Annotated in this window: 6 protein-coding genes; all 6 read left to right on the forward strand. The window is 75.1% G+C overall.

The genetic code is table 11. The features are described from left to right. Positions 1–68 precede the first annotated feature (68 nt). From ACLJQE_RS21260 to fabG, 6 genes are read left to right on the forward strand one after another with little or no spacing between them, the layout of a single operon-like run. Positions 69–10,076 carry an amino acid adenylation domain-containing protein gene (locus tag ACLJQE_RS21260; RefSeq protein WP_410641043.1) on the forward strand — a complete coding sequence of 3,336 codons (10,008 nt, stop codon included), beginning with the start codon at positions 69–71 and terminating at the stop codon, positions 10,074–10,076. Next, positions 10,073–10,297, forward strand: a complete 225-nt coding sequence (locus tag ACLJQE_RS21265) for an MbtH family protein (RefSeq protein WP_410641044.1) — start codon at positions 10,073–10,075, stop codon at positions 10,295–10,297. The genes ACLJQE_RS21260 and ACLJQE_RS21265 overlap by 4 nt, the downstream gene beginning before the upstream one ends. Then, the gene (locus ACLJQE_RS21270; RefSeq protein ID WP_410641045.1) at positions 10,294–10,545 is read left to right on the forward strand and encodes an acyl carrier protein; all 252 of its coding nucleotides are present in this window, start codon (positions 10,294–10,296) and stop codon (positions 10,543–10,545) included. Before ACLJQE_RS21265 ends, ACLJQE_RS21270 begins: the two co-directional genes overlap by 4 nt. Continuing rightward, entirely contained in the window at positions 10,545–11,768 is a 1,224-nt protein-coding gene (locus ACLJQE_RS21275; RefSeq protein ID WP_410641046.1) for a beta-ketoacyl-[acyl-carrier-protein] synthase family protein, read from the forward strand. The genes ACLJQE_RS21270 and ACLJQE_RS21275 overlap by 1 nt, the downstream gene beginning before the upstream one ends. Next, positions 11,765–12,724, forward strand: a complete 960-nt coding sequence (locus ACLJQE_RS21280) for a beta-ketoacyl synthase N-terminal-like domain-containing protein (protein WP_410641047.1) — start codon at positions 11,765–11,767, stop codon at positions 12,722–12,724. The genes ACLJQE_RS21275 and ACLJQE_RS21280 overlap by 4 nt, the downstream gene beginning before the upstream one ends. Continuing rightward, the gene (gene fabG / locus ACLJQE_RS21285) at positions 12,721–13,455 is read left to right on the forward strand and encodes a 3-oxoacyl-[acyl-carrier-protein] reductase (RefSeq protein WP_410641048.1); all 735 of its coding nucleotides are present in this window, start codon (positions 12,721–12,723) and stop codon (positions 13,453–13,455) included. Before ACLJQE_RS21280 ends, fabG begins: the two co-directional genes overlap by 4 nt. Positions 13,456–13,497 lie beyond the last annotated feature (42 nt).

The following is a 13,497-nucleotide window of genomic DNA, read 5'->3' on the forward strand; positions in this document are numbered from 1 at the left end:
CCGCCGCTGCGGTGGCCGGATGGGCTTTCCCGGCGCGGCGCGCCGGGCGACGCGGGGAAGGGATCGCTGTGACGACCGACGGACTGCAGGACATCCTCCCGCTCACCCCGTTGCAGGAGGGCCTCCTCTACCACGCCGCGCTGGGCGGGGCCGACGTCTACCACGTCCAGCTCGTCGTCGACCTCGAAGGCGACCTCGATCCCGGTGCCCTCCGCGCCGCCGGGCAGGCGCTGCTCGACCGGCACGCCCCGCTGCGCGCCTGCTTCCGTCGCCGTCGCTCCGGTGCGCCCGTGCAGGTCGTCCCGGCCCGCGCGCGGCTTCCGTGGCGCGAGATCGACCTTCGCGGCCGGGAAGGCGAAGCGGAGGCCGTCGTCGACGACGAGCGCGGCCGGCCGTTCGACGTCGAGAACCCGCCGCTGCTGCGGTTCCTGCTGATCCGCCTGGCCGACCGGCGGTACCGGTTCGTCTCGACCAACCACCACGTCCTCACCGACGGCTGGTCGATGCCGCTGATCCTGCGAGACCTCTTCGCCCTCTACGCCGGCCAGCTCGTCCCGCCGGTGCCGGACCACCGCGCCTACCTGAAGTGGCTGCGCGAGCAGGACCGTCCCGCGGCCGAGCAGGCGTGGCGCACCGCCCTCGACGGCCTCGCCGAGCCCACTTTCGTCGCCGGATCCGGGCAGCTCCGGGAGCCGAAGCTGCCCGAGGCGCTGATCGTCGACGTGCCGGAGCAGCTGACCACGGACGTCTCCGCGTGGGCGCGGAGCAACGCTCTCACGCTCAACACCGTCCTGCAGGGCTGCTGGGCCATCGCGCTCGGCGAGCTCACCGGCCGCTCCGACGTCGTGTTCGGGGCGGTCAGCGCGGGACGGCCGCCGGAGGTCGAGGGCGTCGAAGACCTGGTCGGGCTGTTCATCAACACCCTGCCCGTCCGCGTCCGCCTCGATCCCGCCGCCACCCTCTCCGGCGCACTGGCCCGGCTGCAGCGCGAGCAGCTCGACCTCCTGCCGCACCAGCACCTCGCGCTCTGGGAGGTCCAGCAGCTGGCCGGGCTCGGCGAGCTGTTCGACGCGGCCTTCGTCTTCGAGAGCTACCCCCTGGCCTCCGAAGACCTCGACGGCGAGATCGCCGGGCTGCGCGTGAGCGCCGCCGAAGCCCGGGACGCCACCCACTACGCGCTGAGCCTCACCGTGGTGCCCGGCCGGTGCCTGCGGCTGCGCCTGGAACACCGCGCCGACGTCCTCGACGCCGACCTCGCGCGCCGGATCGCGGACCGGCTCCTCGACCTGCTGCGCGCCGTGGTCGCCGAGCCGGACCGGGCACTGGCCCGGCTCGCGCCGATGTCCCCGGCCCGGCGGGACGCCGTCCTGGCCGACGGCCGCGGGCCGCGGCACGAGCCGGGCCCGCCGGTGGTGGACCTGGTCGAGGCCCAGGCCGCGCGCAGGCCGGACGCCGTCGCGGTCGAGCACGACGGCGCCACGCTGACCTACCGGGAGCTGACCGCGCGGGCCAACCGGCTGGCGCACCGGCTGATCGCCGCCGGGGCCGGGCCGGAGACGGTGGTCGCCGTCGTGCTGCCGCGCTCGGCCGACCTCGTCGTCGCCGCGCTCGCGGTGGCCAAGGCCGGCGCGGCCTACTTCCCGGTGGACCCCGGGTACCCCGCGGACCGCGTCGCCGAGCTGATCGACGGCGCCGGACCGGTCGTCGTGCTGCGTGACGTCGAAGCGGGGGACCGGCCGGACACCGACCCGCCGCGGACCGTGCTGCCGGAGCACCCGGCGTACGTGATCACGACGTCCGGCTCGACCGGCAGGCCCAAAGGGGTCGTGGTGCCGGTGCGCGCGCTGGCCAACGCGATCGCCGACGTCGTCCGCACCTGCGGGCACGCGCCGGGGGACCGGGTGCTGGCCGTGGCGGCGCCGACGTTCGACATCTCGCTCGAAGAGCTGTTCGCGCCGCTCACCGCCGGGGCCACCCTGGTCGTCGCCGGCCGCGACACCGTCCGGGACCCGGTCGCGCTGACCCGGCTGATCCGCACGGCCCGGATCACGCTGATGGACGCCGGGCCCGCGCTGTGGCACTACGTGCTCGAAGAGGACGCCGCCGCGCTCGCCGGGGTCCGGGCGATCGTCGGCGGCGAGGCGGTCGGCGCCGAGCTGGCGAACCGGCTGCGCGCGGCGACCCGCGGGGTCGTCAACTTCTACGGCCCCACCGAAACCGCGATCAACGCCACCGGCTTCCGCGTCGACGGCCCGCAGGACGACGCGCCGCCGATCGGACGGCCGATCGCGAACACCGACGCCTACGTCCTCGACGCCGCACTGCGGCCGGTGCCGCCCGGCGTCACCGGCGAGCTGTACCTCGCGGGCGTGCAGGTCGCCCGCGGCTACCTGCGCCGCCCCGGCCGCACCGCCGAGCGGTTCGTCGCCGATCCCTTCGGCCCGCCCGGGACGCGGATGTACCGCACGGGTGACCGGGCCCGGTGGCGAGCCGGGCAGCTGGAGTTCCGCGGCCGCGCCGACGACCAGGTGAAGATCCGCGGCTTCCGCATCGAACCCGGCGAGATCGAAGCCGTGCTCGCCGGCCACGACGGCGTCACCGGCGTGGTCGTGCTCGCCCGCGACGACGACGGCGACCGGCGGCTGGTCGCCTACCTGACCGGCGCGGCGGACCCGGCCGAGCTGCGCGCGCGGGTGGCCGCCCGGCTGCCCGAGCACTGCGTGCCGTCGGCGTTCGTCGTCCTCGACGCGTTCCCGCTCACCCCGAACGGCAAGGTGGACCGCCGGGCGCTGCCCGCGCCGGACTTCCCGGGCCGGCCCACCCGCCGCGCGCGGACCGCGCTCGAGGAGATCCTCTGCGGGCTGGTCGCGGAGGTGCTCAAGGTGCCGTCGGTCGGCCCCGGGGACGACTTCTTCCACCTCGGCGGGCACTCGGTGCTCGCCACCCGGCTGGCCGGGCGGATCCGCTCGGTGCTCGGGGCCGACCTGGGCGTCCGGGCCGTCTTCGAGGCCCCGACCGTCGCGGAACTCGCCGGACGGCTCGGCGGACGGCTCGACGGGGGCCCGGCCCGGCCCGCGCTGACGGCGATGCCCCGCTCCGGCCGGGACCTGCCGCTGTCGTCGGTCCAGGAGCGGTTCTGGTTCCTGGACCGGATCGCCGGGCCGTCGGCGTCCCTCGAGATGCCGCCGCTGGCGATCCGGCTGCGCGGCGAGCTCGACGTCGAGGCGTTCGCCGCCGCGCTGGGCGACGTCGTCGAGCGGCACGAGTCCCTGCGCACGCTCTACCCGGTCGTCGACGGCGAACCGCGGCAGCGGATCCTGGACCCGGCGGAAGCCCGCGAACTGGCCCGCTTGGACGTCCGCGCGTCCGGGGACCTCGCGTCGGTGCCCAAGCGCTTCGACACCGCCACCGAACTGCCGCTGCGGGCGGTGTTGTTCGCCGAAGCACCCGACGAGCACGTGTTCGTCCTGGTGCTGCACCAGATCGCGGTGGACGGCTGGTCGCTCGTCCCGCTGGCCCGCGACTTCGCCGCCGCCTACCACGCCCGCCTCGCCGGTAACGCTCCACAGTGGACACCGCTGGCGGTGCAGTACGCCGATTACGCGTGGTGGCAGCGATCGGTCCTCGGCGAGCAGTCCGATCCGGACAGCGGGATCGCGCGGCAGCTGGCCTATTGGCAGTCCGCGCTGGCCGGGTTGCCGGAGGAGCTGGCGCTGCCCGCCGACCGGCCGCGCCCCGCGACGCCGTCCTACCGCGGGCACGGCTTCGACTTCGAGGTCGACGCGGCGATCCACGCCGCGGTCACCGCCGTCGGGCGGCAGACCGGCACCACGGCGTTCATGGTCGTGCAGGCCGCGCTCGCCGTGCTGCTGGGCAAACTCGGCGCGGGCACGGACATCCCGCTCGGCACCGCCGTCGCCGGCCGCACCGACGAAGCACTGGACGACGTCGTCGGCAACTTCGTCAACGTGCTCGTCCTGCGCACCGACCTCGGCGGCGACCCGACGTTCCGCGAGCTGCTGGCCCGCGTCCGGCGCACCGACCTGGCCGCGTTCGGCCACCAGGACGTGCCGTTCCAGCGGGTCGTCGACGCGCTCAACCCGGTGCGCTCGCCGGCGCGGCACCCGCTGTTCCAGGTGATGCTCGAGTTCGAGAACCTCGACGAGGCCCGGTTCGAGTTCGCCGGCCTGGACGCCGGGTTCGAGCAGCAGGCCCTCGAGGCGATGGACTACGACCTGATGTTCATCATGCGGGAGCAGCACGCCGGAGACGGCGCCCCCGCGGGCATCCGGGCCTTCCTCGAGGCCGCGGCCGACCTGTTCGACCCGGACACCGCCCGGGCGATCGCGCGACGGCTCGTGCGGCTGCTCGGCGAGCTGGCCGCGGCCCCGGACCGCCCGCTCAGCGCGTTCACCGTGCTCGACCCGGCCGAGCGGCACCGGGTCCTGACCACCTGGAACGACACCGCCCGCGACGACGGGTTCGCCGACGTGCCCACCCGGGTGCGGGCCTTCGCGCGCACGACACCCGACGCGGAGGCGGTGGCCGACGACGACGGCACCTGGACCTACCGCGAGCTGTGGGCGTACGCCTCGGGCGTGGCCGCGAGCCTGCCCGGGCGGGGCGCGGTCGTCGGGATCCTCGGCGACGCCGGCCGCGAGTTCACCGGTTCGGTGCTCGGGGTCTGGGCCGCGGGCGGCGCGTACGTGCCGGTGGACCCGGCGGCGCCGATCGAGCGGATCGCCGGGATGCTCGCTGACGCGGGAGCGGGCTGGCTGCTGGCCCCCACCTCGGACGCGCGGGCGGCCGAGATCGCCGCGGCCGTGCCCGGCCTGCGCGTGGTCGCCGGGCGCGGGACCGCGGCGGACTTCCCGCCGGTGCCGCGTCGCGCCGACGACGCCGCGTACGTGTTGTTCACGTCGGGCTCGACCGGACGGCCCAAGGGCGTGGTGGTCTGCGACGGCGGACTGGTCAACCACCTGCTCGCCAAGATCGAGGACCTCGGCTTGACCGCGGACGGCAGCGTGCTGCAGAACGCCCCGCTGACCTTCGACATCTCGGTGTGGCAGATGTTCGCGCCGCTGCTGGCCGGCGGGGTGGTGCGGGTCGTCGGCGCCGACCTGCGCGCGGATCCGCGGCGGTTGTTCGACGTCGCCGACGCCGACGGCGTGTCCGTCGTCGAGGTGGTCCCGTCGCTGCTGCGCACGGCCCTCGACGACTGGGACCCGCGCGTCGAGCTGGCGGATCTGCGGTGGCTGGTGGTCACCGGCGAGGCGTTCCCGCCCGGCCTGCGCGACCGGTGGCTCGCCCGGTTCCCGGACATCGGCCTGGTCAACGCCTACGGCCCGACCGAGTGCTCGGACGACGTCACGCACGCGTTCCTCGGCCACGGCGACGTCGTCCCGATCGGGCGGCCCGTGCGCAACACCCGGCTCTACGTGCTGGGGCCGGACCTGCGGCCCGTGCCGCCGGGCGTCGCCGGTGAGCTCTACGCCGGCGGCGCGGGTGTCGCGCGCGGGTACGCCGGCCGGCCCGGCGGCACCGCCGAACGGTTCCTCGCGAACCCGTTCGGCGAGCCCGGCTCGCGGATGTACCGTACCGGTGACCGGGTCCGCTGGAACCGCGACGGCGAGCTGGAGTACCTCGGCCGGGTCGACGACCAGGTCAAGGTGCGCGGCGTGCGCATCGAGCTCGGCGAGGTCGAGGCCGCGCTGCAGGCGCTGGACGGCGTGCGCGACGCCGTCGCCGCGGTGCGGCCCGATCCCGCGGGCCAGCCGTCGCTGGCCGGGTACGTGGTGCCGGCCGCCGGCTTCGACCCGGCCGCGGCCCGGACGGCCTTGGCGAGCAGGCTCCCCGCCGCGCTGGTGCCCGCGGTCCTGGTCCCGCTCCCGGCGCTGCCGGTCGACGGGAACGGCAAGATCGCCCGGCGCGCGCTGCCCGAGCCGGCGTGGCCGGTGGCCGCGCGGGACGGCGGCGAGCCGAAGACCCCCCGCGAGGAGATCCTCTGCGGGCTCTTCGCCGACGTCCTCGGGCAGCCCGGGATCGGGGTCCACGACAGCTTCTTCGACCTCGGCGGGCATTCCCTGCTGGCCACGCGGCTGGTCGGCCGGGTGCGTGCGGTGTTCGGCGCCGACCTGCCGGTCTCGGCCGTGTTCGAGGCCCCGACCGCCGCCGGGCTCGCCCGCGTGATCGGGACTGCGGCCGCGCCGGCCCGCCCGGCCCTGCGGGCGGTGGAGCGGCCCGCGCGGATCCCGCTGTCGTTCGCGCAGCAGCGGCTGTGGTTCCTCGGGCAGCTCGGCGAAGGCGGCTCGGCCTACCACATCCCGACCGTGGTGCGGCTGACCGGAGACGTCGACGCGGCCGCGGTGCGGGCCGCGCTCGCCGACGTCGTCGTGCGCCACGAGAGCCTGCGCACGGTCTTCCCCGTGCACGACGGCGCCCCGTACCAGCACGTCCTCGATCCGCCGGAAGCACTGGCCCGGCTGCGGTTCGACACGACCGGGGCGCTCGCGATCGACGAGTTCGCCGCCGCGGAGTTCGACCTCGCCGCCGACCTGCCGCTGCGCGCCCGGCTGTTCGCCACGGGCGGGGACGAGTCCGTCCTGGTGCTGGTGCTGCACCACATCGCCGGGGACGCGTGGTCGTTCGGCCCGCTCGCGGCCGACCTCACCACGGCCTACCGCGCACGGGCCGCCGGAACGGCACCGAGCTGGGCCGAGCTGCCGGTGCAGTACGCCGATTTCGCCGTGTGGCAACGCGAAGTGCTGGGCGAAGTGTCCGATCCGGACAGTGTGGCCAGCGCCCAGCTCGCCTTCTGGCGGCAGGCACTGGACGGCGCGCCGGACGAGCTGGCGCTGCCGTTCGACCGGCCCCGCCCGCCCGCGCTGTCGCGGCGCGGCGACCGCGTGCCGCTGGTGCTGGACGCCGGGACGCACCGCGAGCTGGCCGAGCTGGCCCGCCGCACCGGGACGACCGTCTTCATGGCCGTGCAGGCCGCCCTCGCCGTGACGCTGGCCAAGCTCGGGGCGGGCCCGGACATCCCGATCGGCACGGCGGTCGCCGGCCGCGCCGACCGCGCGCTGGAAGACCTGGTCGGCTTCTTCGTCAACACCCTGGTCCTGCGCACCGACGTCTCGGGCGAAGTGTCCTTCGCCGACCTGCTCCGGCGGGTGCGGGACACCGACCTGGCCGCGTTCGCCCACCAGGACGTGCCGTTCGAGCTGGTCGTCGACGCGCTCAACCCGGTCCGGTCCCTGGCGCGGAACCCGCTGTTCCAGGTCATGCTCGTGGCCCGGAACCTGCCGGCCGACGGCGAGGAGCCCGCGGGGCCCGCCGCGGTGGTCGAGACCGCGGTCGTCGAGACCGTGGACACCGGCACCGCGAAGTTCGACCTGCTCTTCGACTACGCCGAGCAGTACGAAAGCGGCGTCCCGGCCGGGCTGGCGGGTTCGCTGGAGTACAGCACCGACCTGTTCGACCGCGGCACCGCCGAGCGGATCACCGGCTGGCTGGTCCGGGTGCTGCGGGCCGCCGTCGCCGACCCGGCCCGCCCGGTCGGCGACCTGGAGCTGACGGACCCCGCCGAACGCGACCGGGTCGTGCGCGAGTGGAACGCCACCGCGCACCCGACGCCGCCGGTGACCGTGCCGGAGCTGGTCCGCGCCCAGACCGTCGCCACACCCGGCGCGATCGCCGCGATCGACGAGGACGGCGAAGTCACCTACCGGGAGCTGAACGTCCGGGTGGACCGGCTCGCGGCCGCGCTGGCGAGCCGGGGCGCCGGGCCGGAATCCGTGGTGGCGATCGCGCTGCCGCGGTCGGTGGACCTGGTCGTCGCGCTCCTGGCCGTCCTGCGCACCGGCGCGGCGTTCCTGCCGATCGACCCGGACCACCCGGCCGAGCGCGTCGCCCACCTCATGGAGGACGCCCGGCCGGTGTTCGTGCTCGACGACGTCCGGCTCGACGGCGAGGCGGGCTTCCCCGGCCCGGTGTCGGGGGACAGCGCGGCGTACGTCATGTACACGTCGGGGTCGACGGGCAAACCGAAGGGCGTGGTCGTCTCGCACGCGGCACTGGCCAACCGCCTGCTCTGGATGCGGGACACCTTCGGCCGGCCGGACCGCGTGCTGCAGAAGACTTCGTGCGGGTTCGACGTGGCGCTGTGGGAGTTCTTCTGGCCGCTGATCTCCGGCGGGACGCTCGTCCTCGCCCGGCCCGACGGCCACCGCGACCCGCGGTACCTGGCCGACGTCATCCGCCGCCACGGCGTCACCGACGTCCACTTCGTCCCCTCGATGCTGCGGGAGTTCCTGCCCGAGGCCGCCGGCCTGACCGGGCTGCGCCGCGTGTTCTGCAGCGGCGAGGCCTTGACGCCGGCCCTGCGCGACCGGCTCCACGCGAGCATGGACGTCGAGCTGCACAACCTCTACGGGCCGACCGAAGCCGCGATCGAGGTCACCGCGTGGACGTCGCCTCCGGGCCCGGCCGCGACCGTCCCCATCGGACGTCCACTGTGGAACACGCAGGTCCACGTGCTGGACCGGTGGCTGCGGCCGGTGCCACCGGGGGTGGCGGGCGAGCTGTACCTCGCGGGCGTGCAGCTGGCCCGCGGCTACCAGGGCAAACCGGGGCTCTCGGCGGAGCGGTTCGTCGCGAACCCGTTCGGAGTACCGGGGAGCCGGATGTACCGCACCGGCGACCGCGCCCGCTGGAACCACCACGGTGAGGTCGAGTACCTCGGCCGCACCGACCACCAGGTCAAGGTGCGCGGCGTGCGCGTCGAGCCGGGCGAGATCGAGGCCGTGCTGCGGGGCCACGACGGCGTCTCGGAGGTGGCCGTGCTCGCGCGCCCGCTCGCCGCGGGCGACTACCGGCTCGTCGCCTACGTCGTCGGGGAAGCCGGCACCGATGCCCTGCGGGCGTACGCGGGCGAACGGCTGCCGCGGTACATGGTGCCGTCGGCCTTCGTCGCGCTCGAGGGGTTCCCGGTGACCGCCGCCGGGAAGCTGGACCGGGCCGCGTTGCCCGCGCCGGACGTGCCGGGCGGCGGCCGGGAACCCCGCACCGAGCGGGAACGCGCGTTGTGCGCGTTGTTCGCCGAAGTGCTGGAACTGCCGTCGGTGGGCGCGGACGACGACTTCTTCCACCTCGGCGGGCATTCGCTCACCGCGACCCGGCTGGTCGGCCGCATCCGCGCGGCACTGGGTACCGACCTCGGCGTCCGTGCCCTGTTCGAACGGCCCACCCCCGCCGGGCTGGCCGAGCGGCTCGACCAGGCCGGGATCCGCGGCAGCGCGTTCGACCCGGTGCTGCCGCTGCGGACCGGCGGTGACCGGCCGCCGCTGTTCTGCGTGCACCCGGTGGGTGCGCTGAGCTGGTCCTACGTCGGCCTGGTGGCGCACCTCGACCCCCGGCGGCCGCTCTACGGCCTCCAGGCCCGCGGCCTCGCCGAAGACGAGCCGTTGCCGGCCTCCCTCGAAGAGATGGCGGCCGACTACCTCGGCCGGATCCGCGAGCTCCAGCCGTCCGGGCCCTACCACCTGCTGGGCTGGTCGTTCGGCGGGCTGGTCGCCCACCGGATCGCCGTGCTGCTGCAGGAGGCGGGCGAAGAAGTCGCCCTCCTGGCGAGCCTGGACAGCCGGCCGCGCGCCCTCGACGACGAAGCGGTGGGGGAGCAGGCGATCCATGCGGCCATTTTGGACGCGGTCGGCGTCACCCCGGACGGCCGCGACCTGACCGCGGCGGAGGTGGCCGCGCTCGTCGCGGGTTCCGGGCTGCCGCCGGACTTCGGCGAAGACCACCTGCGGCGGCTGGTCGCGGTGTGGCGCAACAACGACGAGCTGTCCCGGAAGTTCGTTCCCGGTCACTTCGCCGGGCGGCTGCTGCACTTCGCCGCGGCGGACGCCGCCGACGACCCGGCCGCGGTCTGGGGCCCGCACGCCACCACCGTCGACGTCCACGCGGTCGAAGCCGCGCACGCCGACCTGACCAAGCCCGGACCCCTGAAGCGGATTGGCGAAATTCTCGACGCGGAGCTGCTTGACTCCGTGCACGATTCCCGAGAGGAGCAGCGATGAGCAACCCCTTCGACGACGCCGACGGCACCTTCCTGGTGCTGGTCAACGACGAGCAGCAGCACTCCCTGTGGCCCGCCTTCGCCGAGGTGCCCGCGGGCTGGACCGTGGTCCTGCGCGACGCGAGCCGCGAGGCCGCGCTGGCCCACGTCGAAGAGCACTGGACCGACATGCGGCCGGCGAGCCTCGTCCGCGCCATGGGTGAACAGGAGATCGCGCGATGACCGAGGTGCGGGTCGAACTCTACGACGAGCTGCGCGACCTGGTGTGCGACGTGCTCGAACTCGAGCCGGAGGAGGTCAGCGGCACGAGCTCGTTCGTCGAAGACCACGGCGTCGACTCGCTGTCGCTGATCGAGCTGGTCGCGCAGTGCGAGAAGCGCTACCGCGTGCAGATCGCGGAGTCGCAGCTGAAGACCATGCTCACCCTCGACGGCGTCTACCGCGTCGTCACCGAGGCGGAAGCCCTCTGATGGACCGCCGAGTGGTGGTGACCGGGCTGGGCGTGGTGTCGAGCATCGGCATCGGCCGCGCCGAGTTCGCCGGCGCGCTGCGCGCGGGCCGCAGCGGCGCCCGGCCGATCAGCGTGTTCGACACCGGCGGCTTCGAGCACACGATGGGCTGCGAGGTCGCGGGCTTCGACCCGCGGCCGTGGATCCACCGGCTCGACCCGGCGGAACTCGGCCGGGCGAGCCGGTTCGCGATCGCCGCGTCCCGGATGGCCGTGCAGGACGCCGGCCTGACCGAAGACCGGCTGCGCGACCGGCGCGGGATGATCTGCGTCGGCACCACCGACGGGGAAGCCCACGACCTCGACCGGCTGGTGGAGACCGAGCTGGCCCACGGCCCGGCGGCGATGGACCCGGTGCGCGCCCGGCGCTCGGCCGCGACCCGCCTGTCCGCCGGGATCGCGCACGACCTCGCCCTGTCCGACGTGGAGGCGATCACGGTGGCCACCGCCTGCTCGGCGGGCAACTACGCGATCGGCGCCGGCTTCGACGCCGTCCGGGCGGGCGAAGCCGAATTCGCCCTGTGCGGCGGCGCGGACGCCATGTGCCGCAAGACGTTCGCCGGGTTCACCCGGCTCGGCACGGTCGCGCCCGACTGCTGCCGCCCGTTCGACTCCGAGCGCAAGGGCATCCTCACCGGGGAAGGCGCCGGGGTGATCGTGCTCGAGACCGCGGAGTCCGCGCTGCGCCGCGGCGCCCCGGTCTACGCCGAGGTGCTCGGGTACGCGCTCAACTGCGACGCCAGTCACCCGGTCGCGCCGGACCGGGCGAGCATCAAGGAGTGCATCGAACTGGCGTTGCGCGACGCCGGCGTGGCACCGGACGAGGTGGACCTGATCTCCGCGCACGGCACCGGCACGCCGGCCAACGACGTCACCGAGACGGCGGCGATCCGCGACGTCTACGGGGACCGGCCGCCGCCGACGGTGTCGTTCAAGTCGATGCTCGGCCACACGATGGGGGCGGCGAGCGCGCTGGCCGCGATCGCCTGCGGGCTGGGCATCACGCACCGGTTCATCCCGCCGACCATCAACCACCGCGAAACCGACCCGGACTGCGCCATCGACTGCGTGCCCAACCGGGCGGTCGAGGCCGACCTGCGGATCGTGCAGAACAACGGGCTGGCCTTCGGCGGCAACAACGCCGTGGTCGTCCTCGGCCGGTTCGACGAGGCGGGGCTCCGGTGAACCCGGTGATCACGGCCTGGACGGCGGTTTCGCCGTTCGGTGTCACCGCGGAATCCTTCGTGGACGGCCTGCGGGCCGGGGTGGCGGCCCCGCTGACCGCCGGCGCCGCGCACAAGGCGGCCGTGGTGCCCGGCTTCGACGTCCGGGAGCTGCTGGGCCGCAAGGGCACCCGGTCCATGGACCGGCTCACCGGGCTCGCCGTGTGGGCCGTCGGCGGGCTGACCGCCGAGCGGCCCGCCGAACGCGGCGACCGCACCGGGCTCGTGCTCGGCACGATGGGCAGCCTGCAGTCCACGATGGACTTCACCCGGCCGTCCTTCGTGGAGGCCAAGCCGTACTTCGTCGACCCGGGGCAGATGCCCAACTCGATCATGAACGCCGCCGCCGGCCGTTGCGCGATCCGGCACGGCCTGACCGGGCCCAACGTGACGCTGGCCGGCGGGCGGGTGGCCGGTCTTTCGGCGCTGGCCTACGCGGTCCGCCTGCTGCGGACCGGACGCGCGTCGAGCGTGCTCACCGGCGCCGTCGAGGAGTACTCCGACGCCCGGTCCTGGATCGAGGCCCACAGCGGGGCCGGCGGGGTGCTCGGCGAAGGCTGTGTGATGCTGCGCGTCGAGCCACCCGGACGGCGGCCGGTGCTGGCCGAGGTGCTCGCCGTGCGGTCACGGGTCGCCCGCCCGGGCGAGGTCAAGGCGGCCAAGGAGTCCTGTGTGGACAGTGTGCTCGCCGCGGCCGGGGTGGCGGCCGGAGAGGTCGGGTTCGGGTCGTGGTCCGGCGTTCCGGGGCAGTTCGACCCGCTGGCCGAGCTGATCGGCGACACCGGGGCCGCGACGGCGATGTTCCAGGTGGCGGAGGTGCTCGCGACCGGGGAACCGGGCGAGCTGGCGGTCGTCGGCTCGGCCGACCGGGACGGGGCGGTGGCGTGCGCGCTGCTGCGGCTGGGGAGCGCGCGGTGAGCGGGGTGGCCCTGGTCAGCGGCGGTTCGCGGGGCATCGGCCGGGCGGTCGTCCGGCGCCTGGCCCGCGACGGCTTCGACGTCAGCTTCTGCTACCGCGCCGACGAAGACGCCGCGCGGGAAGCGGAGAAGGAGCTCGCCGAGCTGGGCGTGCGCGTGCTGGCCGAGCGGGTCGACGTCGGCGACGCCGAAGGGGTGCGCGCCTGGATCGCGCGCACCGAGCGGGAGCTCGGCCCGGTCGCGGCCGCGGTGACGTCCGCGGGCATCACCCGGGACCGGCCGCTGGTCCGGATGACCGACGAGGACTGGGAAGCCGTGCTCGGCACCAACCTCGGCGGCGTCTACCACGTCTGCCGCTCGGTCGTGTTCGGGATGATGAAGCGCAAGGCGGGCACCGTGGTCGCGGTCAGCTCGATCGCCGGGGTGCACGGCAGCGCGGGGCAGACCAACTACAGCGCGTCCAAGGCAGGCACGATCGGTTTCTGCAAAGCCCTCGCGAAGGAGGTCGGGCGGTACGGCGTGCGCGTCAACGCGGTGGCGCCCGGGTTCATCGACACCGACATGGTCGCGGTGCTCGACGAGCGGACCCGGGAGCGGGCGCTGGCCGACGTCCCGCTGGGGCGGTTCGGCGCGCCGGAGGAGGTCGCGGACCTCGTGGGGTTCCTGGTCTCCGGACGGGCGGCGTACATCACCGGCTCGGTCCTGCACGTCGACGGCGGGCTCGTCCGGTGACCCTGTTCCGCATTTGCCGGACGCCGGTTCCGGCCGAACCCG

This window comes from Amycolatopsis sp. lyj-346 (assembly GCF_046548975.1).
In the GTDB taxonomy this organism is placed as follows: domain Bacteria; phylum Actinomycetota; class Actinomycetes; order Mycobacteriales; family Pseudonocardiaceae; genus Amycolatopsis.